Raw genomic sequence first — 20,573 nt, 5'->3', positions numbered from 1 at the left:
ACTCAGGCCTCACCACCTTCGCCTTGCGTCACGCTATTTAGCTAGCCTTCGCAAGCTGCTCCAGCATGTTTCTGCGATCAAACAGGAGAGCCGGATAATGCTTTTGCCAGGACGCCCCATTGCATGGCTGTCTCGGCCCGCGTGCGGATCAGCGAAGCCTGCGCTGACAGCACCCCGGCCTCAGCCTCGGCCACCACCGTGGCGTCCACTTGTCCCGCCTCGAACAGACGTCGGCTGCGATCGAGCTGACGCTCCGCGACTGCGACACCCTCGGCCTGATGCTCCAGTGCTGCGTGCTGCGTATGCCAACCGAGATATGCGTTCTCTACGTCCTGCAAAGCACTCAACAAAGTGCGCTCGAACTCCGCACGGGCAGCTCGGCTGCGCGCCTCTCCGGTCTCGATGCCGGCACGGATCGCGCCACCATCGAAGATCGGCAACGACACCCCGGCCCCAAGTGAAAAAATGTTTCCAGTGATGCGGGTTCCCACACTCTCTACGCGCTGCCGTCCGCCGCTCAGGTCCAACACCAGCCTGGGGAAGCGTTCGCCTTCGGCTGCGTTCCAGCGCGCGGTTTCGGCGGCGAACTTCGCTTCGGCGGCGCGCACGTCGGGCCGCTCACTCAGCAGGTCCGCAGGTATGCGTGTCGGTGTCCAGTCCGGGACGGCGAGCGACGCAAGAGTTGGGGAAGCTGCAGGCGCTCCGGGCGTTTGTCCCACTAGTACATCGAGTGCATGCGTCGCCTCGCCGCGCGCACGCCGCAGTTGCTCTTGCTCCACGCGCAGTGCGACGACGCCGGCGCGGGTACGCTCGATGTCGAAGCCGGTAGCTTGTCCGGCCTCGAACTTCCGTTGCATCAGCAAGACGAGTCGTTCTGCGGATGCCAGCCGCGCCGCGGCTAGCGCTTCGAGCTCACTGGCTTGGCGCTGCTGCACAGCCGCCGACACTGTTTCAAACGCGACCTGCCACCGCGTGGCAACCCACGCTTGTTCGGCTGCCACCGCATCCAGGCGCGCACCTTCTGCTGCCTGCGAAAGCCGTCCCGACAGGTCTGCCTCCCACGATGCGGACAACGTGGCGCGGCCATCATTGCCGATTGCAACGTTCTCTGAATAGTCGCGTCCTCGAGTTGCCTGCGTGCCCGCGGACAACGAGGGGAGCAGGGAGGCCCGTGCTCGCCGCGTGGCGGCCGATGCCTCGTCCACGCGCGCTCGCGCAATCGTCAGTTCGGTATTGCGCTCCAGCGCCGCCCGGACCAAGGCATTGAGGTGCGGATCGCCGTAGGCCGTCCACCAATCGACGGGAAGAGTACGGCGGGACGATTTGTCCAAGATGCCTTCACCTCCCTCTTCATTTGAGAAATGGGCCGGTACATCCAGGCGAGGTGGATCGGCAGAGTGCGGGGCATGGCTGCAGGCCGCAAGAAGCAGTAGCGGAGAAATCATGGCAATGAGGCGATAGCGTTCAAGAATTTGAGACATGGCAGCTCCTTGCGCTCCGAAAAAGTCTTGACGGACTGTTGTATGGCTTCTACCATACCGTCTGGACTGTATATGACTCAAGCTTTTTTTGAGCACGACCATGCCGCCCCGCGCGAAAACAAAGTTGCCCCCCCCGTCCACTGCCCATAGCAGCGCCGATGCGCAGCCCGGCCTCCAGCAAGGAGCCCAGCGAACTCGCGACCGCATCCTGCAGGCCGCCCGCGAACTGGTGCTGGAGGAAGGTGCCAGTCGCTTGACACTGGACGCCGTCGTTGTGCGGGCCGGGTTGAGCAAAGGGGCGTTTCTCTATCACTTCAAGACCAAACGCGATTTGTTCGTGACACTGATCGACGAGATGATCCGGGCGCTCGACGCGGTACAAGCCAATCACGAGCGCAGGTTTGCCGGAGATCCGGACCCCTGGCTGTCGAGCCAGGTGGAAGCGATGCCCGACGACGAGATGCAGAAGATGGGCGCAGCGCTGCTCGCGGCAGCTGCGGAAGATCCAACACTTCTCGACCCACTGCGCGAGTGTTACCGCGTGCAGTACGAACGCGTGCGTCGATCCCCGCGTGGCACCGAGACCGCGGCACTCATCATGCTGGCATTGGATGGCGCCCTGTTCGCCGATCTTCTGGGTTTGCCAATACTCGCACCCGCAGAGCGGCGGCATTTCTTTCGGGCGCTCCAGGATCTCGCCTCGGGCCATCTCGAACTTGTCCCGGCAAAAGGACGCACATGAGTCGCGTCCGTAGCGGTGTCATGACCGCGTGCGCACCGCGCTCCTTGGCGGTTGCTTGCACACTATCCATTTCGACTCTGCTCTCAGGGTGCGGAAACTCGCAATCCACCGTATCCGAGCCTCCGCGCGCAGTGAAGCTCGCCGCCGCGCAGTCGGATCTCCCGCATAGCTCTCGCATCGAATTGACTGGCTCGGCGCGAGCAACCGAGCGCAGCATCCTAGGATTTGAAACAGGAGGACGGATCGCCAAGTTGAACGTCGACGTGGGTGAACGGTTCTCCCGCGGCCAAGTCCTGGCAGAACTTGATGCGCAACCTGACCGGCTTCGCGTGACACAAGCGCAAGCATCCCTGGCGGCCGCCGAAGCCGGCCTGATGGATCGACGTGTACAGACAGATCAACAGCGCCGGTTGCTCGAAAGCGAAGTCATCTCCCCTGCTGCGTTCGAGAGCGCGAAGGCGCAGCTAGCGGTCGCAGAGGGTCAAGCGCGCACTGCCAAGGCGGCGCTTGGCCTGGCCGAACGAGCACAACGTGGCACGATGATCGTCGCTCCTTTCGATGGTGTCGTGGCGGAAAAGCTGGCTTTGGCGTTCACCGACATTGCTGCTGGTGCGCCGGTATTTCAGGTCGACGGCGTGCGCAGTGGCACTGAGATCATCGCGAACGCGTCTACTACACAGGCACCTCACATAGATGTCGGCCAACGCGCAGAACTGAGCTGGAGCGGAGCCGAACAACCAATCCGAGCGGTGGTACGTCGTGTCGGTCTGCGCGCCGAAAATGGCTCGCTCCTACCCGTGGTGCTAGTGCCTGAAGATAACGCGCAAGCGCGCGCACTTCGGCCAGGTATTCCCGTACAGGTCGTGCTCGACGCACCTGCGGCAACCTCCAAGACCTCTCGGCCCGAGACTGTATCCATACCTTATGCCTCGCTGGTGCTCGGCACGAAGCCGGGCGAGGCTTCCGTCTTCGTCTACACCCCTGAAGATAAGAAGGTGCACCGTCGCGCGGTGCGCTTCACGCCGGTACAGGAAGGAGACAGCGCGCGCGTCCTCGCTGGACTCAAGCCCGGCGAGACGGTGGTTGCCGCCGGAGGAGGATGGCTCACCGATGGACAGCCAGTGACACCACTGGAAGCCACCACTCAATTGACCAAGCGCTAACGCGATCCACCAGGTTACTTCATCATGAAGATCACCGAGATGGCGCTGCGCGCCAGTCGACTTACCTACTTTGTAGCGCTCATCATTTTCGTCGCCGGCATCGCGACCTTCCTGAATTTTCCTTCTCAGGAGGAGCCGACTGTCACGGTCCGCGATGCGATGGTCACGGCGTTGAACCCGGGGCTGCCCGCCGAACGCGTTGAGCAACTCATTGCCCGGCCGATCGAGGAGCGCTTGCGCGAACTGGCAGAGGTCAAGCGCGTGACGAGCACCGTGCGCGCAGGCAGCGCCATGATCCAGGTCACGATCTGGGACCGCTACACCGACTTGGCACCGATCTGGCAGCGCGTCCGGGCCAAGGTCGCCGATTCGAAGGATGCCTTACCACAGAGCACGATGGGGCCTTTCGTCGACGAAGACTTCGGCCGCGTCGCGGTTGCCTCGATTGCGGTCACTGCACCAGGTTACTCCATGAGCGAGATGCGCGTCGCGCTCAAGCAGATGCGCGACCGCCTGTACACCGTGCCTGGTATTGAGCGCATCACTTTCTACGGCCTGCAGGAAGAGCGCGTCTATCTCGAATTCGATCGGCCTAGGCTCGCGCGATTGGAGCTGACACCACAGGGGGTGATCGACCAACTCGTCAAACAGAACGTCGTCGCTTCGGGTGGACAAATTGTTGTCGGCGGCATCAATGCAACCTTGGCGGTCAGTGGCGAAGTGCGTGACGCTCCCTCCCTGCGAGCAATGCCGATCGCGCTGCCACGACCGCAAAGTAGTACGGCGCCCGTGCCGACGATCGCATTGGGTGAACTGGCGCAGGTGAGTGTGCGGCCAGCCGATCCGCCGGAATCTGCTGCCATCTACAAAGGCCAGCCCGCTGTCGTCATGGCGGTTTCGATGGCCTCCGGTCAGAACGTGGAGCAGTTCGGAAAAGCGCTCAAAGCACGGGTTGCAGACCAGGAGAAGCTGCTGCCGGCGGGTTTCGATCTGTCATACGTCACTTTCCAGGCCGATGTCGTCAAGCACGAGATGGGCAAAATGAACCACGTCATGATGGAGACGATCATCGTCGTCCTCGGTGTCGTCGTGCTATTTCTCGGTTGGCGCACCGGGATCATCGTGGGCATGATCGTGCCGTTGACGATCCTCAGTGCACTCATCGTCATGCGCGCGATGAACATCGAGCTTCAGAACGTCTCGATGGGCGCCATCATCATTGCGCTCGGCTTGTTGGTGGACAACGGCATTGTGATTGCCGAAGACATCGAACGCCGCCTGGCCGGTGGCGAAGATCGTAAGCATGCCTGCCTCGAGGCGGGCCGCACGCTCGCCATTCCGCTGCTCACGTCCTCGCTCGTGATCGTGATCGTGTTCTCGCCGTTCTTTTTTGGCCAGAACGCCACGAGCGAGTATCTGCACAATCTCGTGGTCGTGCTGGCACTGACGTTGTTCGCTTCGTGGCTGCTGTGCCTGACTGTCACGCCCCTATTGTGCTACCACTTCGCCAAACCCCATCACAAGCAGGAGCAGGGCGACGCCTATGACACCCGCTTCTACCGTGGCTACCGGCGCGTACTGGAGTGGGTGCTCCACCATAAGGCGGTCTATGTAGCGTCGATGATCGCGGCGCTTGCCATTGCGCTGTATGGCTTCACCACCCTGCCGTACGATTTCATGCCCAAGTCCGACCGGCTTCAGTTCCAGATTCCGGTGCAGCTCGCCCCCGGTACCGACTCGCGCGAAACGCTCGCCCGCGTGAAGCAGATCAGTGGTTGGCTGGGCGACACGAACATCAATCCAGAAGTCTCCGATCACATCGGCTACGTCGCCGATGGTGGCCCGCGCTTCATCCTTAGCCTGAATCCACCACTGCCGGCATCGAACATCGCGTACTTCGTTGTCACATTGAAGCCGAAGAGCGACATCGACGCCGTCCTCGCCCGCACCCGCAGCTACTTTGCGCAAGCACATGGCGACGTGCGCGCCGAGCCCAAGCGTTTCTCGCTCGGTGCGACCGAGTCAGGGACTGCCATTTATCGCGTCAGCGGTCCGGATGAGGAGGTATTGTTGGGGGCCGCGTCCAAAATCGAAGCAGCGCTGCGCAAGCTGCCCGGCACCATCAACGTCAAGAACGATTGGGATACGCGCGTTGGCCGCATCGACGTACGGGTCGACCAGGACCGCGCGCGTCGGGCGGGCGTGACGACTGAAGACATCGCTGGCGGGCTGGATGTCCGCTACAGCGGCAGATCGATCTCGGTTATTCGCGACGGTGACACCTCCGTCCCGATCGTCCTGCGCAGTATCGTAAGCGAGCGTCGCAGCACGGCAGACGTAGGCGCGACGCTCATCTATCCCACCAACGGCGGTCCAGCGGTGACGCTGGCTCAGGTCGCAGACGTATCGCTCGCGAGCGAGCCCTCGGTCATCCAACGGCGCAATCTCATCCGCACGATCACCGTGCAAGGACAGAACACCTCTTACACCGCCCAGGAGATCATCAACCGCCTGGCGCCTAGCGTCGCTGCCCTGGACCTGCCCGCGGGCTACTCGGTTGAACTTGGCGGCGAGATCGAGGAAGCCGCCGAATCGAACGCCGCGCTGTCGACCTACATGCCCCTCGCATTTCTGGCGATGCTGATGCTGTTCGTATGGCAGTTCAATTCTTTCCGCAAGCTCGGTGTGATCCTCGCGACGATCCCTTTCACGCTTATCGGCGTGGTATTGGCTCTGAAGCTGACCGGCACACCTTTCAGCTTCATGGCGACCTTCGGCGTACTGGCCCTGTTCGGGATCATTGTCAACAACGCCGTGCTCTTGCTGGAACGCATCGACCAGGGGCTAGCGGAAGGCCTGCCACGCCATGAAGCCTTGGTTGGGGCCGCGATACAACGGCTTCGTCCAATCGTGATGACCAAGGTCACCTGCATTTCGGGACTGGTGCCACTCATGCTCTTCTCCGGACCATTATGGAAAGGGATGGCGATCGCGATGATCGGTGGGCTGGCACTCGGAACGCTGGTGACGTTGGGCTTGATTCCGCTGCTTTACGAAGTCCTGTTTGGAATCAAGCGAATTGGGCCGTGGAACCTGAGTGTCGCCACCGCGCATGGAGATCGCTCATGAGTCTCTTGCGAGCCGCCGCGTGCTGCGCATTCTCAGAATTCGTATGCACCCACGCTTCATGCGTATGTCTCGCTAGGCTTATGCGATTCAGCACCCATCCGCTGATCTGGAAATCCTGGTCGATTGTCATTGCCGCAGGGGTTCTAGGAGCGGGCTATCCACTGGGCCTGCGGGCCATCACGGCGGGCGGTCCGATGCGCTGGGTCGGCCTCTGTGTGGCAGTGACGTGCATGGCGGCCAGCGGCGCACTTTTGTGGTTCGCGCTCAAGCGGATTCCGATCAGCGCGGCCTCTGCAGCCTGGGCAGGAATCGGGCTACTTGGAAACTTGGGCGTCGGCGCCCTCCTACTAGGCGATGTCGCATCGGTAACGCGCTGGTCTGGCACCGCCCTCATCGCAGCAGGCATTGCCTGTCTTAGTTTCGTTTGATCAAGGAGACCCATTATGAAGAGCAAAACTGCATTGATCCGCGGCGGCATCTTTTTTTGCGTAGCAGGCGCGCTCTCTGGATGCGCGACCAACAGCATGACGCGCTCCGGATTTCTCGGCGACTACGAGAAGTTATCGCCGACACGATACGAGAACGTACTGATGTACCGCGCAGCGGGATTCGAGCCCAAGCGTTATGCCGCTGTCGTGGTGGAAGAAGCGCAGATCAAGACCGCCTCGGGTCGCATCGATGGGCTCGATGACGCGCAGCAGCGCGAAGTGCTAGACCATGTGACGAGCGAACTGAAACGCCAGGAAGGCAAAAGTCCCGCCCCCCCAGGTGGCGCGGGACAGGTTCGGGTGCGTGTAGCGGTCACCGAACTGCAGACACCGAATCGGGCAGTCAATGCAATGACGACCCTGCTGGTTGGACCCGTGACGACGGGTGGTGCCAGCCTAGAGTTCGAAGCAGTCGATTTAAGGACGGGACGCCGGGTTGCTGCCGCCAGTTGCTTCGAGCGCGGCAACGTCATTAAAGAGTTCGCCGGTTCGTACACATTGCTGGGTCATGCCAAAGCGGCGATCACGAACTGCATCGAGCGCATCGACAGCGCTTGGCGGGACACGCAGCCATGAGCAACGCTTCACAGGCTTGGCTCCGGCAGGATGCCATGGTCGGCGGTGATCACAAATGGCTGGCGGGTGGCGACTGGACGATAGAGCACTACGCCAGTCTGGCAAAATCCGTGTCCGCCGCCCGCATCAGTCATGCCGAGGGGTACGCCACTCCCTTACTCGACTGGACGCAAGTCCAGAGACTGGACACCGCCGGCGCGGCTCTGCTGGTGGAAATTCTCGGGCCAGACTCGATACTCGACCGGCCGGAGGCAGCTCCAAATCTGTCCTCGGATCGCCTCGCCCTAATGAGAGCGCTGGCCGCCGCTGCTACCGATCAGCAGAAGACGGAGAAAGCAGCGGTGAGCGGGAATCCTCTGCTCCGCGGTCTGGGACGCATAGGCCTGACCTTGGAACAGGGCTGTCGTGCGTGTCTTGGTCTGGCCGGGTTCGTGGGCCAGATCATCGAAACATGGAGCCGTACCGTTCGTCACCCGCGTCGCTGGCGCGCGACCTCGGTGATCGCTCAAATCCAGCGATCAGCGGTGGACGCCATTCCCATCGTGGCGCTACTGAGCTTCATGGTAGGAATGGTGGTGGCGTTCCTGGGAGCAACGGTGCTGGCCAACTTCGGTGCGAGCATCTTCTCGGTGCATCTGGTCGCCTTCTCGTTCATGCGCGAGTTCGGAGTGCTGCTCCCGGCCATATTGATTGCAGGCCGTACCGCAAGCGCGTACACCGCCCAAATCGGTTCGATGAAGGCAAATGAAGAGATCGATGCGCTTCGCTCCAACGCGCTCGACCCCATCGAGTTACTGGTGCTGCCACGCGTGCTGGCGCTTCTTGTGTCCTTGCCACTGCTCACCTTAGTAGGCATCTTGGCTGGCATTGCGGGCGGCGCCACCGTATGCGCACTGAGCTTGGAAATTCCTCCCGCACAGTTCCTTGCCATCGTGCAGGAAAAAATCGAGGTGCGCCATTTTCTTGTCGGAATGAGCAAGTCCCCGCTCTTCGCGGTGATGATCGCCGCTATCGGCTGCCATGAAGGGTTCAAGGTCGCCGGTAGCGCTGAGTCGGTAGGCGACCACACGACGTCTAGTGTCGTGCAATCAATCTTCATGGTGATCCTGATAGACGCCATCGCTGCACTGTTCTTCATGGAGATGGGCTGGTGAGCGCGGTGAAGCAAGACACCGACAACGGTGTGCGACACGCTATTGAAGTGCGCGGCCTGGACAACAGGTTTGGAACCCAGCAGGTCCATCAGGACCTAGACCTGGACGTGCGGCGCGGGGAAATCCTTGGCGTGGTGGGAGGGTCAGGCACCGGGAAATCCGTGCTCTTGCGTAGCGTCGTCGGGCTGCAGAAGCCGCATTCGGGCGTGGTCCGTATCGGGGGGCGCGACCTACTGCGAGCCCAATGGCTTGCGCGCGCGTATGGAGCGAAGGTTCGGCATTCTGTTCCAGAAGGGCGCGTTGTATTCATCGCTGACCGTCTTGGAGAACGTCGCTCTTCCTTTGATCGAGCATGTCGGTCTGGCGCGGCCTCTTGCCGAGCGTTTGGCAAGAAGCAAGCTGGGCTTGGTGGGGTTGCCTGCCGGAGCGGGAGACAAGTATCCGGCCTCGTTGTCCGGAGGCATGGTGAAACGAGCAGCACTGGCGAGAGCCTTGGCGCTTGATGCGAACATCCTGTTTCTTGACGAACCCACCGCAGGACTGGATCCAATCGGGGCTGCATCTTTCGACCAATTGATTCTGACCCTGCGCAATGCACTGGGCCTCACGGTGTTTCTGGTAACCCACGACCTCGATACGCTGTACACCATATGCGACCGTGTCGCGGTCCTGGCGAACCAGAAGGTACTCATCAACGACGGCATCGAGGCAGTCGAGCGCTTCAAGCACCCGTGGATACAGGAATACTTTCACGGCCCCCGTGGCCGTGCGGCCGCACAGGCCACTGGTGCTTCCAGCCAAGAGACGCAGCCATGAAACCCCTCCGCATCTGCATCATTCTTCCGTCGCGCACGCATTGGGCTGGGCGCACGCAATATTTAAACTCTGAGAACGAGGTGGTCTGATCATGGAACCACGTGCCCATCATGTATTCATTGGTCTGTTCGTCGTGCTGCTCGGTGCGATTGGTATTGGCTTCGCGCTTTGGCTCAGCGACACACGTTCCGACCACGATTACCAGTATTACCGGATTATGTTCGATGAGCCAGTGACCGGGCTTACGCCCGGCAGCCAGGTTCAGTACAGCGGAATCACGATTGGCGAAGTCGTTGCACTTTCTCTTTCACCGCGAGACCCAAGGCGGGCGATAGCGCGCGTACGCATCAATGCCACCATCCCGGTCCGGCAGGATACCCGCGCTGAATTGGTCATCACGGGAATTACCGGCAACGCGGTGATCGAGTTGAGCGACGGTGGGCCAAACGTGCCATTGCTGGATCGGAGAGAGGACGAGGAACCGTTGATCCTCGCACCACGTTCGGCGATGGCATCCCTGGTCTCCGGTGAGGGGAACAGCATGACGACACTCAACGGCATCTTGCTGCGCACGCAGGAGTTACTGTCGAAGGAGAATTTGGCTCTTGTGCACCGCAGTCTGGTGAATCTTGAACAGACCACGGGCGCGGTCGCTGACCAGAGGGCCGAGATCGCGACGTTAATCAGCAATCTGACCGAAGCAAGCAGAGAATCGACAGCTGCCGTGCGCCAAGCAAATAGCACTCTTCGCGATGCCAACCTGCTACTAAATAACGATGGTAAGCAAATCATGGTGAACACGCGTGATGCAACGGCATCCCTCGAACGCGCCGCTTTCAGGGTTGAGACGCTACTGCAAAACAATCAGGAATCGCTGAACCAGGGCTTGGCCGCCACAGGTCCTGCCATGCACGAACTCCAGCAGGCGCTGGCCAATCTAAACACCGTGCTGCGCCGACTGGATCGCAATCCGGCGCAATACCTGCTCGGTGGAGAGAACATTGAGGAAACCAAGCCGTGAACACTTCCGCCAGGATGATTCCCGTCGCTGCCGTGACTATGACGCTAGTACTCGGCTTGTCCGCGTGCAGTGTGCTTCCCAAAGCAGCTCCAATGGTCACCTACAAATTGCCCGACTATCACATCGCCCAGGCGGAGAGTACGCCGCGCGCCGTTCCGGGACCCGGGGCGCTGCGCGTCTACGCCCCTGAGAGTAGTCGCGTCCTGGATTCGGAGCGGCTGTTCATTGCGCAGCCCGATGGTCGCTTGTCGGCTTGGCAAGGAGTGCGTTGGGCCGACCCCGCACCGGTGCTGCTGCGTGACCGAATCGTCGAAGCCTTCATGCGCGATGGGCGGTCGACTTCCGTGATTACCGATAGCACCCCAATGAGCGCCGATATGGAGTTGCGCAGTACGCTGCGGGCGTTCCAGCTCGAATACCGCGGCACTGAAGCGATCGCCGCGGTTCGGCTCGATGTGCAACTGGTCGATCCGGCCAAACGGACTGCTATTGCCAGTAGACGCTTCGAAGCAATCCAAGCCACAGGCAGCAAGCGAGAGGCCGATGTGGTGAGCGCGTTCGGTGTCGCCACGGATATATTGGCCGGGCAGATCGTTGAATGGGCAGTTCAGGTCGGGGCAGCGCGTTTGCGAGTTGCACCGGAATTGGCAAGCAACCATGCACCCACAGCGTCGTCGATAAGCACAGACTAGTCGTCTTAACGGAGCACAGAAGCTAGGGCCAAAACGCTGCTCGACACCTTAACTCGGTACGACAGCCTACGGCCCCGATCCAATCCCAGGACCTCTTTGCCGTCCAACCTCCCATGACACACCGCCGCCGCGTACAGTCGCGGCGATCTGCTGCCCCAGTCGTGGCTCGATTATCGGCCGCCAAGGCACCAGACTGAATCCCATGCCGTCATCGAGCAGCGCATAGCGACCGCTGGCGAGCATGACCGAGCGCCGGTAGATGCCGGCTACGCGCTGCCCGTCTGTGACGTGCCGATGCTCCAATCCGCTATCGGCGGCAATGTGCTGGGCGGCCTGCGCCAGCTCCCGATTGCGCAGCGTTTCCAGCAGATTCCGGGAGAGAATCAGCCGCTGCCCGCGCCGCTGGGCCAGCCCCTGTTCTTCGAGGAAGTCGGCGCGCTGCTGCAAGGCTTGCCTAGCATCGCCGCCAAAGCCCAGGTCGCCCAGTCCCTTGCCGCCGCCGATCAACTGCTGATCCAGCCAGGTCGCGCCGATGACGCGGGCCTGCCGTTCAATCGGCAGATGCGATTTCAGTTCGACCGCCACGCCGCCCAGCCGCTGCGCGTCGTACTGGCGGCCACGCTCGGCCAAGTCGTCCGGCACCTTCCATAACCCCTCGGCCACGCGCTCCACGATGCCGGCCCGCCGTAGGGCTTCCAGCCGGCGGATATGGGCCGCCACAGCCTCTTGCGGGTCGCGGCCGGGCTTGGCTCGGCCTTGCTCGATCGCCAGGTGGTGATCGGTGCGGTACAGGCCATTGCTCGCCAGCGTGGCGATGTTCTTGTCGGCCGCCCGCACCTCGGCGGAACCGCGTACCTCCACCACCGCGCCGATGGGATAGTTCGCCAGCTCGTCGCGGGCGTCCAACGCGACGTAGTGGGCTTTGCCGTCCAACCCGTCGATGACCAGATAGCCGCGGTCGTGCAGCTCGTCGGCCAGACCCTTAGCAGCCACGCGACCGACGATAGTGCGGCCGTCGTCGCCCGGCTCGAACACCGCCAGCTCGCGAGGCTTGCCGCTCATGGCCCGCTGCATCGTTCGGATGATGTCGCCACGCTCGCCCAGGGCACGCAAGGTCTTCTCCGCGTCCGCATGGACGGCCCAGGTGCCGGGCTGCACCTCGTCGGCCAGGCCCAGGCGCTGCAAGTGTTGCAGGCGGCCGATCAGCAGCAGGCGCTGGCGTTGCAGCCGGGGTTCGTTGAAGCGTTCGATCTGCACCCGGCCATCCTCGCCGGCCTCGCGCTGCAACGTGCGGTCGAGGCTCGTCCACCGCTCTTGCTCCACCTCGCGCTGCAAGGTCTGCTGGATCTCCAGTTCGGTGCGCGGCCCCAGCCATTCCGTCGCCAGCTCGGCGGCGCGATGGCGGAAGCCGTGGGCGATGTAGTCGCCCGCGATGATGAGGTCTTTGCCGGTATCGTCGCGTCCGCGCACGATCAGGTGCGTGTGCGGGTTGTCGGTGTTCCAGTGATCGACCGCCACCCAATCCAGCCGCGTCCCCAGGTCGGCCTCCATCCGGTTCATCAGGTGCCGGGTGTAGGTGCGCAGGTCGTCCAGCTCCGCACTGTCTTCAGGTGAGACGATGAAGCGGAAATGATGTCGGTCGTCCTGGCAGCGTTCCTTGAAGGCATCGAGGTCGGCTTCGTCGGTCTGCGGCCCGTAGGCACGGCCCGGCTCGCCGTTCCGGCCGGCACCGTCGCGCTCGATGTAGCGCAGGTGCTTGGCGAGCGACTGCGGACTGGCGTTGCGCTGGTTGACCAGCAGCGTCTTGATGGTCACGCGCCGTGACATAGGGGTCAGCTTTGCGCCTGCGAAGCGCGCCGCCGTATGGCCGCGTCCAAGCCGTGAGCCGGGCCGCTGGCCGGCGTGCTGGCCGCTCCCGCCAGCGGTAGGACGGCGCACCGCCGACTTGCCGCCGCTGGCCTTGCCAGCCTGCTTGAGCACCTTGGAAACGAAGCTCTGGCCCTGGCCTTTGCCTCGGTTCTTCGGCGCGCCAGGGCGCACCCAGAAATCATGGTCGCCGCGGTCGGTCATGGCTGTGCTCCCTGCAAGCTCCGGCGTGTCCGAGCGTGCGAAGCACGCGGACATGCCTGCATCGGCGCGTGCCTCGCGCCCCACGCGGCACGGCGGCGAAGCCGCGCCGTGCCGCGCCACCCCCACGTGCAGACTGGCTTTGCGGGCGGCAGAGTGCCGAACCCTTTTGTCTTGCCTTCCGCCTTTGCCCCTCGCTCCCGCTCCGGGCATCGGCGGCCCGGCGGCGCTGCTGCACGAGCAGCCAGCCCGCCGGCGAACACGCCAATGGCCGCAGGCCAGGCGCGTTCGAGGCAAGACGCCTGCACGTTGGGCGGCTGCGCCGAAGGCAGCGCGAAGTGCGGTGCGAATGCACCCGCACTGCACGCGCGACGACACGGCGACGAACAGTAGAACGACATGCCCGATGGCACGATGAGAGGCGCGGCAAAGTGCAGCGAATCGGCGGCCATCATGGACGTGTCTCCAGCCAGATCGGATGCGCAACGCCGATCACGGCGAACGCGCTGACCGGCCCGAAATAGCGGCTGTCGAACGACGCCGGGTTGGTCGCGCTCAACAGGAACAGTTCGCCCGGTTGGAGACGGCGGCAAAGCTGCAAGGATGGCAGCGGCCGGCCCAGCCGGTCGGCAGGCAGGGCGGCGGCCACCGGCACGCCGTCGATGCGAACCTGGCCGGCGACGATGCAAACGTGTTGTGGCGCGACTGCGCCCACACGTTTGAGCAGCGGAACGCGGGTCGGCAGGTAGCCGCGCTGCGCAGCCAGCATGGCGGCCCTGTCGGGCAGCGGCATCAGCACGATGCTGTCCACGGACAGCGGACGTGGCCGCGAGGCGGTGCGCGGGTCGAACGGTTCGATGCGATACCAACCGACCGCCACGCTGTCGGACGGGTTGTAGGCCATTCGCGGCAGGGGCTGCACGAACGCCGCCCAGGCCAGCGCAGCGAGGCCGACGGTGGCGAAGCCTGCCAGCACGAGGCGAGCGCGCAGGCGCGAGCGAGGATGCGGCACGGGGCCGGTCGTGGAAATCGTGGTCATGGCAATGCCCTCCCGGCCAGCCAGGCGGCGTGCCGTTCTGCGGTGTATGTGGGTAGCGCCGAGCGCGCTGCGAGCCGGTTCGCGAGCGTGCGCCAGTACGCGGGCGATGTGTCTGCGGCTGCGATGCCCAGCGCCTCGATGCCGTCGATGCGTTCCAGCACGGCGCGCACGTTGGCATCGCCTTCGGCGTGCAGCAGCAGACGCGCGCCCGGCTGCACGCCGGGGATGCGCTGCACGGCGTCCAGCGGCGTGGCGGTCTGCATCACCATGAGCTGCCAGCGGATCGTGCCGTAGTCGTTGGCCTGCCAACGGATGCGGCACAGAACCGCGTTCGGCAGGAACACGGCGCAGCGCCGCCAGCGGTCGAGCTGGAGCGTGCGCGCCGGTTCGCCGAAGCGCAGGTAGAGCTTGAAGCGCGGTTCGATGTAGGCCAGCGCCACGCGCGTCAGCGGCACGTTGCCGGCCTGGCCGGCGAGTGTCGAAGGCGCCGGCGGCGGCGCAGCCGTGGGCGCACTTGCTTTGGGGGTGTGGGCGGTCGAAGCGGATGCGTTCACGGCGTGCCCTCCGGGGGAAACTCCCGCTCCAGCAGGTCGCGCAGCAGTTCGGCTACGGTCACGCCTCGCGTGAAGGCCGACACCTTGATGCGCGCCCGCATGGCGGGCGTGATGTCGAGCGTCAGTCGAGCGGTGTAGAGGTCGCCTTTCTGCACGGCATCTGCGTCGCCCTGGCGAATCCACGCTTCGGCGTGCGGATTCGCTGGGGGACGCGCACCGATGCCGACGCGCTTGCTGCGTGGTGGTGGCTTCCCAGTCATGTCGGCCACCGCAGCAGTTCGTCGGTGAGCGCGGCGATCTCGCGGGCAGCGGCGCTGTCGGGCGCGGTTTCGCGGGCGAGCCGGCCAGCGGCTACGCTGTCGGCAAAGACGATGCGCTGGTGGATCTCCGAGCGCAGCGCGGGCAGCGGCTGTTCGGCCAGCGATTGCCGTGCCTCCCTGCCGATGATGGTGGTGCTGACGCGCCGGTTGATGACGAAGGCCGCGCGCAGCGCTGGCCGGAACACCTGTGCTTCGCGGATCAGTGCGACCATCTCGGCAGAAGCCCATACGTCGTAGGGGCTGGGCTGCACGGGGATCAGCACGCGCTCGGCCGCCAGCAGCGCGGAACGCGCGAGGGCGGCGATGCGCGGCGGGCCGTCGATGATGATGTGATCGGCCCGCCTGGCGAGTTCTGGCGCTTCCTGATGCAGCGTTTCGCGGGCAAGGCCCACGGCGCTGAACAGACGGGGCAGGCCCTGCTGGCTACGCCGCTGCGTCCAGTCGAGCGATGACCCCTGCGGGTCGGCATCCAGCAGGATGACATGCAGGCCGCGCATCGCCAGTTCGCCGGCGATGTGCGTGGCGAGCGTGGTCTTGCCGACGCCGCCTTTCTGGTTGAGAAACGCGAAGATCATGGCGCGGCCCTCCGAGCTGGAAAGCCGGCCTGGCCGTGCCGTTTCGTGGTTGTCCACCGAAACGGCGCGCTTCTACTAAAAGTTATGTATTTCTTGTTAGGTAAGTTAGAGGGAACGCAAACCCGCGCCGTTGTTGGCTTTCCGGCGTTTTCGTACTCCTGATAGCACGAGGGTCGTACTCCTGATAGCACGATACCCGGTACTCCTGATAGCACGAGGCCGTCCACAGGTTCTCCCGCAGTTATCCCCGTGCCGCGTGCGGCACGGGCCGGAAGGTCAGCAGCTCGGTGTTGTCGTCCGGCATCCGCTCGATGCCGAGGACGTAGCCGGGCAACGACTGCCGCGCCACCAGGGCGCGCACGTCGTAGGCGAAGTCCGAGAAGCGGGCCGCGCTGCCGGATTTGCGGTACAGGTGTCGGAAGTCGAATTGCCAGCCGTGCTCCTGCCGCCCGCCATGCTTGCGCACCAGGCGGTACAGCCAGCGTTCGATACCGCCCTTCAAGCGGAAATAGGCCGGGTCGATGGTCAGCACCAGGGCGGCGTCGAGCACGCCGGCATAGAACCAGTCCGGCAAGATCAGCTCGATGCCCAGCGGGGTGCCGCTGGCGTCGGCGAGTTCCTTCCACTCGTTGATCCACGAGAAGCGATGCAAGCGCCTTCCCGTGGTTTCGCGGATGGACGTGGCCACCGTGGTCGATTGCAGCCGGTCGAGGGCGGCCTTCAGGCGCTGGTAGTCGTTGAGGGACGTGCCGCGCCCGATGAAGCGCAAAATCTCGTAAGGCGTGGCGCGTATCCAGCGCGACGGGCGCAGGCCCGCGTCGCGCGCCTCCACGATCTGCGAGGCGGCCCATATCAGCACGTCGGCATCCCATATCGTTGCGATGCCGTGCTCCTGCGTGCCTTCCACGCGAATGGTGACGTTCCCGCTGCGGAAGTCGATCGGCGCCGTGCGCCGCGACTTGGCAAGCGAGAAGAACGGAAAGGCCATCAAGTCCTGGGAATCGCGTGGCGCCATGTCGCCCGGCAGCGCGCGGAACAGATCGAGCTGTTCGCGCTGCGGCAAGGCTTGCCCTGGCGGGCTGGACATGGCGAAGGCCACCCACGCGCCGACGATCAGCGGCCATCACGGTAGTCGCCCGCGTGGCGCTCGGCGTATTCGGGATCGGACGTGGCCTCGTAGCTGCGCTGGTCGGCCCAGGCATCGAGGTCGGACACCGCGTACATGACGCGGCGGCCGAACTTGCGGAACTTGGGGCCGCCGCCGATCACCCGCTGCTTCTCCAGCGTGCGCGGCGACAGCCGCAGGTAGTCGGCGGCTTCGTCGTTTGTCAGGTAGCGTTGAGGCTGCGAGGTCGCAGTGACGGCAGCGGCGGCAGGCCGCGAGGGAGCAGGTCGCATGGGATGTACCTCCATCAAGCCCGGCCACACCACGCGGCCGGATAGAGGCACTCTCAAGAAAGCAAGGCTTCTTGCTAAGGGACGATTCGCACGGGTCGAGAAACGTCCCCCCTAATGCGACGGGAACATTGGAAGCTGCGCTAGTCGGCGGTAGCCGCCGTGCATCAGCTCATCGCCGCGGCGTACCAGCCGCCGTACGCGGGCACGCAATGCACTGTCTTTGTGCCAGTCGGCCGCGACGGCATCCGCGCCGAACAGACCTTCGCCCACCTCGCGCAAGGAGGCTCCCGCGAGGGTCGCGTCGAGCGCTTGCAAGGTATGCAGTTCCAGCAGCGCGGCGGGCGTGGGGCGGGAGCGGGCTGTTGCCACAGGCGTGGCCACGGTTGCGGCAGATAGCGCATCCAGCTTCGCAGCGAGCGTGCGGTAGCGCGCACAGGGCGTGGCGCAGGCGCGTGTGGCGTAGAGATAGGCCGAACCATCTTCCAGGTCGGGTGCGAGTGCCAGCCGAACGCAGCAGCCTGGCCAATGCGATACGAGCACCAGGCGCTTGCCGTCGTGGGTCAGTTGCTTGCGCCCAGGAATGCGCCAGAACTCGAAGGTATGCGCATCGGGTGGTGGGTCGGCGTCGGGGTATAGCTGCACCACGGCATCGTGATCGGGGAACCAAGCAGGATGTGCGTCGCGCGCATCCAGGCCGGGATCTTCCAGCAGGCGCAGGCCCCAGGCCTGCGCCGCATCAGGCTTGCGACGCCGGCGTAGCCAGTCGCGCCGGTAGCTTGGATTCCTGCGCAAATACTCCCAAGCCAGCGCTGGGCCATCGAGGTGCAGCGTGTAGAGATACGCGGCCGTGGGATACCAGTGTTGGCTGCTGCGGTCAGTCATGGCGAAACCTCCCTGTTTCTGGGAACGTCGCCACAATTCCGCTGTGCGGGAGCTATCGAATCGCCATCAAGTGGTCATCAAACTCGGGTTACGCTTTAACTGCTGGTGTCAAGACAGATTCGCTCCAGTGCATTGCCGAAATCGTCTAAATGCGACGACTGCACCGCCCGGAAATGGGGTGCAGCATTGAACACCGTGCCGAATCTCGCGCCTGGCATCATGACTGTTTTGGTCAGGAGCGCACCACCCTGGTGCAAGCATGCGGATCAAGACTTGCCAGGTCTTGGCTAAGACCGAAATAGTCACAATGCGATACTTTTTGCCTGGTCGCGCTGGAATGCGTCAATCGGTGATCGAACCGTTTTCCTGAGCCAGTCGAACGTATTCCGACAGCGGCCGCGTCGGCTGGAAATACCGATCTCGTATCACGGGCTGCTTGAGCGGCCCGACGATGGACGCCAGATCGGACAGCTTCACCGTCGCCAGGGCAGGCATCCCGATCCCGAGGTCGATCAGGCCGTAGGCCGTATCGCCATCGGTCGGATCGAGCGCGGCCAATAGCCAGGTCGCATGTGCGTCCGGTGTGAACAGGCGCACCACGGGCAGCGGGTCACATTCCTGGCCTGCGGCGCGGGTGAGGCCGTGGGCCAGTAGGTGCACCCGGTCTTCCTCGGTGACAAGCGTGGTCAAGGCCGCGCCCCTTCCACGAACACACGCAATCGCCGAGGCGCATCTGTGCCTGCGGACGGATGCACGTATGCGCAAGCGCACGAAGCCGCAAAAGCGGAGAGGCACGAAGGCGTATTGGTGGAAGTCAGGAAAGACACGGATGCGGTTCCCTGGGTCTGAGGAAATCCGCAGATGCGGATCTCCGTAAAAGCACGGAAAAGGAAAACATCACCACCAAATGAACACTATAGATTGTAGTCCTATAGGGCGCAATGGGCTGTCATCTTGGTTTTTTGGGGAAACCATAGGTGGCAGCGAAGAACTCATTGGCAGCGGCGATTCGGACGGTAAGGAAGGCGCGTGGTTTGAGCCAGGAAGCGTTCTCCAACGTGTCCAGTCGCACCTACATGAGCACGCTGGAGCGCGACCTGAAAAGCCCAACCATCCAGAAGCTGGCCGATCTGTGCGAGGTCATGGAAGTGCATCCGCTCACGCTGCTCACATTGGCTTATGCCGGTGACAGCACCCGCGAAGCTGATGAATTGCTGGCACAGGTGCGCCAGGAACTCAGGGCGATATTGGAAGAGCCCGACACGCCTTAGCGCGTTGGCGTGTGGTACTGAATTGCAGCAAGCGGAGCGCGCAGCGCCGCAGGCGCGAAGGCGTGAGGGATTGAAGCCGGATGGCCGTGACGGCTTGCCGGCACGGGGCGAAGCCCGAAAGCCCGGCGGCGCTTACAGCGCCGACACGCCACACACCGCTCGTTGACACGGATTGCGAGCCACAAGGCACGCATGCAGGCCCGCCGTGACGGGCGTATCCAGCACGCGGCAGCAGCAGAAATCCTGCGCGTGCGGTGCTGCGATCAGCAGCATCGCGCCCCGCCGCAGTGGGCGGGACGCGGTAAGCGGCTGTCAGGCCGCCTTCGGCTTGTTGCGCGACCAGATCAGGTCGTGCGTGCCGTCCTCGTTCTCGATCAGGCGGGCATAGACCGTCGCCGGGAACGAAGGGTCGTCGATGGATACGGACAGGTATTCCCGCCCGGCCTCGCTGGTCTTCTTCCACGCTGCGCCGACTTCGTGGCCAGCCGCTTGCAGGTGGAAGTCGGGGGCGTTCTCGGTGTCGCCCTTGTCGTTGGGAACCAGCTTGACCTTGACGTTGAGCGTCAGGGTGCGAAGCGTGCCGGTGAAGCCGTCTTTCTCTGCGGTGAAGGTGCCGATGTTAGCCATGATGTTTCTCCTTTCGGGTTGAACAAGGTCGCGCCAGTGCGTCCTTGTTGTGATCCGGCCGGCGGGGGATGGGCTGGTCGCACCGCACAGCGGTCGCAACAACGTGGAGAACCTGGAAGCGAAAAGAATTTGTCCCGCGAGGAATGCGCGCAGCGCAGGGGAAATTGTTTTCGCTGCAAGGTTGCGGCCATCAAGCACAAGGCGCAGCCGCGCCACCGCCAGGATTCACAACAAGACAAGGACGCACAGGCCGCCCGCTCCCGAATGGAGACGTGGCCAACTCGGCATCCCCGCGTGACGGCTGCACCGGCTTGCGCCCTGACGCGGGCCAGGTCAATGCCCCGACGACAAGGCCAGAGCGCCCCTGCCGCAGCTCACGGCCACATACTGAGGCGTGGTGTGGAAGCTCCATAGAAGCGAGGCTGGGCGGCGTGTCGGTGAACCGTCTTTCGTGACGTACAGACAACGAACCGCCAGCGTCGGGGACGGCACGCTTTCGTGCAACCTGCCGCAGCAAGCCGGGGCGTAGCCACACCAGCCCCGCCCATTGCGGCGGGGCTCGGTCGAATCGTTGGCGG

20 protein-coding genes and 1 pseudogene are annotated in these 20,573 nt (G+C 63.7%); 10 read left to right on the top strand and 11 right to left on the bottom strand.

Features of this window, described 5'->3' with window-relative positions; genetic code table 11:
• Positions 1–77: 77 nt before the first annotated feature.
• Positions 78–1,481, bottom strand: a complete 1,404-nt coding sequence (locus AC6LJ5_RS03505; protein ID WP_000078291.1) for an efflux transporter outer membrane subunit — start codon at positions 1,479–1,481, stop codon at positions 78–80.
• 88 nt (positions 1,482–1,569) lie between these two features.
• Between AC6LJ5_RS03505 and AC6LJ5_RS03500 the strand changes: the two genes are divergently transcribed.
• The 9 genes and pseudogenes from AC6LJ5_RS03500 to AC6LJ5_RS03460 all read left to right on the top strand — a co-directional run bounded on the left by AC6LJ5_RS03500 (position 1,570) and on the right by AC6LJ5_RS03460 (position 11,262).
• Positions 1,570–2,223, top strand: a complete 654-nt coding sequence (locus tag AC6LJ5_RS03500; protein ID WP_498139834.1) for a TetR/AcrR family transcriptional regulator — start codon at positions 1,570–1,572, stop codon at positions 2,221–2,223.
• Between the two features lie 131 nt (positions 2,224–2,354).
• Complete coding sequence (locus AC6LJ5_RS03495) at positions 2,355–3,386, top strand: efflux RND transporter periplasmic adaptor subunit (RefSeq protein ID WP_225984323.1); 1,032 nt, start codon at positions 2,355–2,357, stop codon at positions 3,384–3,386.
• 24 nt (positions 3,387–3,410) lie between these two features.
• Positions 3,411–6,515 (top strand): efflux RND transporter permease subunit, encoded by a 3,105-nt coding sequence (locus AC6LJ5_RS03490; RefSeq protein WP_003092293.1) that lies wholly within the window; start codon positions 3,411–3,413, stop codon positions 6,513–6,515.
• 80 nt (positions 6,516–6,595) lie between these two features.
• The gene (locus AC6LJ5_RS03485; protein ID WP_038421338.1) at positions 6,596–6,943 is read left to right on the top strand and encodes a DMT family transporter; all 348 of its coding nucleotides are present in this window, start codon (positions 6,596–6,598) and stop codon (positions 6,941–6,943) included.
• Between the two features lie 15 nt (positions 6,944–6,958).
• Complete coding sequence (locus AC6LJ5_RS03480; RefSeq protein WP_000837791.1) at positions 6,959–7,579, top strand: DUF3313 family protein; 621 nt, start codon at positions 6,959–6,961, stop codon at positions 7,577–7,579.
• Complete coding sequence (locus tag AC6LJ5_RS03475) at positions 7,576–8,733, top strand: MlaE family ABC transporter permease (RefSeq protein WP_000063629.1); 1,158 nt, start codon at positions 7,576–7,578, stop codon at positions 8,731–8,733. Before AC6LJ5_RS03480 ends, AC6LJ5_RS03475 begins: the two co-directional genes overlap by 4 nt.
• Positions 8,727–9,549: pseudogene (locus tag AC6LJ5_RS03470) on the top strand (ABC transporter ATP-binding protein). The gene AC6LJ5_RS03475 and the pseudogene AC6LJ5_RS03470 overlap by 7 nt, the downstream one beginning before the upstream one ends.
• A 91-nt stretch (positions 9,550–9,640) precedes the next feature.
• Positions 9,641–10,570, top strand: a complete 930-nt coding sequence (locus tag AC6LJ5_RS03465) for an MlaD family protein (RefSeq protein ID WP_000433686.1) — start codon at positions 9,641–9,643, stop codon at positions 10,568–10,570.
• A gap of 92 nt (positions 10,571–10,662) precedes the next feature.
• A complete protein-coding gene (locus tag AC6LJ5_RS03460; protein ID WP_003124411.1) occupies positions 10,663–11,262 on the top strand; it encodes an ABC-type transport auxiliary lipoprotein family protein in 600 nt (199 codons plus the stop codon).
• A gap of 66 nt (positions 11,263–11,328) precedes the next feature.
• Here the strand turns inward: AC6LJ5_RS03460 and AC6LJ5_RS03455 are convergent, their stop codons facing one another.
• The 9 genes from AC6LJ5_RS03455 to AC6LJ5_RS03415 all read right to left on the bottom strand — a co-directional run bounded on the left by AC6LJ5_RS03455 (position 11,329) and on the right by AC6LJ5_RS03415 (position 18,787).
• Entirely contained in the window at positions 11,329–13,332 is a 2,004-nt protein-coding gene (locus AC6LJ5_RS03455; RefSeq protein ID WP_000132148.1) for a relaxase/mobilization nuclease domain-containing protein, read from the bottom strand.
• A 448-nt stretch (positions 13,333–13,780) separates the two neighbouring features.
• On the bottom strand, positions 13,781–14,368 hold the full coding sequence (locus AC6LJ5_RS03450; protein WP_003092304.1) for a S26 family signal peptidase: 588 nt from the start codon (positions 14,366–14,368) through the stop codon (positions 13,781–13,783).
• A complete protein-coding gene (locus AC6LJ5_RS03445; RefSeq protein ID WP_023093372.1) occupies positions 14,365–14,922 on the bottom strand; it encodes a DUF2840 domain-containing protein in 558 nt (185 codons plus the stop codon). Before AC6LJ5_RS03445 ends, AC6LJ5_RS03450 begins: the two co-directional genes overlap by 4 nt.
• A complete protein-coding gene (locus AC6LJ5_RS03440) occupies positions 14,919–15,182 on the bottom strand; it encodes a hypothetical protein (protein ID WP_000147048.1) in 264 nt (87 codons plus the stop codon). Before AC6LJ5_RS03440 ends, AC6LJ5_RS03445 begins: the two co-directional genes overlap by 4 nt.
• On the bottom strand, positions 15,179–15,817 hold the full coding sequence (parA, locus tag AC6LJ5_RS03435) for a ParA family partition ATPase (protein WP_003092312.1): 639 nt from the start codon (positions 15,815–15,817) through the stop codon (positions 15,179–15,181). Before parA ends, AC6LJ5_RS03440 begins: the two co-directional genes overlap by 4 nt.
• A gap of 241 nt (positions 15,818–16,058) precedes the next feature.
• Entirely contained in the window at positions 16,059–16,904 is an 846-nt protein-coding gene (locus tag AC6LJ5_RS03430; RefSeq protein ID WP_022652188.1) for a replication initiator protein A, read from the bottom strand.
• A 26-nt stretch (positions 16,905–16,930) separates the two neighbouring features.
• Positions 16,931–17,215, bottom strand: coding sequence for a helix-turn-helix transcriptional regulator (locus AC6LJ5_RS03425; protein WP_001247107.1), 285 nt, complete (start codon positions 17,213–17,215; stop codon positions 16,931–16,933).
• Positions 17,216–17,326: 111 nt separating this feature from the next.
• Complete coding sequence (locus AC6LJ5_RS03420) at positions 17,327–18,097, bottom strand: DUF2285 domain-containing protein (RefSeq protein ID WP_003092318.1); 771 nt, start codon at positions 18,095–18,097, stop codon at positions 17,327–17,329.
• A gap of 342 nt (positions 18,098–18,439) precedes the next feature.
• Positions 18,440–18,787 (bottom strand): DUF2958 domain-containing protein, encoded by a 348-nt coding sequence (locus AC6LJ5_RS03415; RefSeq protein ID WP_016487838.1) that lies wholly within the window; start codon positions 18,785–18,787, stop codon positions 18,440–18,442.
• 287 nt (positions 18,788–19,074) lie between these two features.
• Here AC6LJ5_RS03415 and AC6LJ5_RS03410 point away from each other — a divergent pair, with 287 nt between their 5' ends.
• On the top strand, positions 19,075–19,368 hold the full coding sequence (locus AC6LJ5_RS03410; RefSeq protein WP_006379425.1) for a helix-turn-helix domain-containing protein: 294 nt from the start codon (positions 19,075–19,077) through the stop codon (positions 19,366–19,368).
• 312 nt (positions 19,369–19,680) lie between these two features.
• Here the strand turns inward: AC6LJ5_RS03410 and AC6LJ5_RS03405 are convergent, their stop codons facing one another.
• Entirely contained in the window at positions 19,681–19,995 is a 315-nt protein-coding gene (locus AC6LJ5_RS03405; RefSeq protein WP_001273857.1) for a DUF736 domain-containing protein, read from the bottom strand.
• Positions 19,996–20,573 lie beyond the last annotated feature (578 nt).

Source organism: Achromobacter sp. 1011791174 (assembly GCF_059760925.1).
Note: the sequence above shows the minus strand (reverse complement) of the source record. Positions and strands in the feature narration are given on the sequence as shown.

Coding starts and splice junctions, on each gene's coding strand:
- AC6LJ5_RS03420 (WP_003092318.1), bottom strand. CDS start 18,097: ATGACTGACCGCAGCAGCCAACACTGGTATCCCACGGCCGCGTATCTC.
- AC6LJ5_RS03505 (WP_000078291.1), bottom strand. CDS start 1,481: ATGTCTCAAATTCTTGAACGCTATCGCCTCATTGCCATGATTTCTCCG.
- AC6LJ5_RS03455 (WP_000132148.1), bottom strand. CDS start 13,332: ATGACCGACCGCGGCGACCATGATTTCTGGGTGCGCCCTGGCGCGCCG.
- AC6LJ5_RS03460 (WP_003124411.1), top strand. CDS start 10,663: ATGGTCACCTACAAATTGCCCGACTATCACATCGCCCAGGCGGAGAGT.
- parA (WP_003092312.1), bottom strand. CDS start 15,817: ATGATCTTCGCGTTTCTCAACCAGAAAGGCGGCGTCGGCAAGACCACG.
- AC6LJ5_RS03440 (WP_000147048.1), bottom strand. CDS start 15,182: ATGACTGGGAAGCCACCACCACGCAGCAAGCGCGTCGGCATCGGTGCG.
- AC6LJ5_RS03430 (WP_022652188.1), bottom strand. CDS start 16,904: ATGTCCAGCCCGCCAGGGCAAGCCTTGCCGCAGCGCGAACAGCTCGAT.
- AC6LJ5_RS03490 (WP_003092293.1), top strand. CDS start 3,411: ATGAAGATCACCGAGATGGCGCTGCGCGCCAGTCGACTTACCTACTTT.
- AC6LJ5_RS03475 (WP_000063629.1), top strand. CDS start 7,576: ATGAGCAACGCTTCACAGGCTTGGCTCCGGCAGGATGCCATGGTCGGC.
- AC6LJ5_RS03405 (WP_001273857.1), bottom strand. CDS start 19,995: ATGGCTAACATCGGCACCTTCACCGCAGAGAAAGACGGCTTCACCGGC.
- AC6LJ5_RS03465 (WP_000433686.1), top strand. CDS start 9,641: ATGGAACCACGTGCCCATCATGTATTCATTGGTCTGTTCGTCGTGCTG.
- AC6LJ5_RS03450 (WP_003092304.1), bottom strand. CDS start 14,368: ATGACCACGATTTCCACGACCGGCCCCGTGCCGCATCCTCGCTCGCGC.
- AC6LJ5_RS03425 (WP_001247107.1), bottom strand. CDS start 17,215: ATGCGACCTGCTCCCTCGCGGCCTGCCGCCGCTGCCGTCACTGCGACC.
- AC6LJ5_RS03485 (WP_038421338.1), top strand. CDS start 6,596: ATGCGATTCAGCACCCATCCGCTGATCTGGAAATCCTGGTCGATTGTC.
- AC6LJ5_RS03480 (WP_000837791.1), top strand. CDS start 6,959: ATGAAGAGCAAAACTGCATTGATCCGCGGCGGCATCTTTTTTTGCGTA.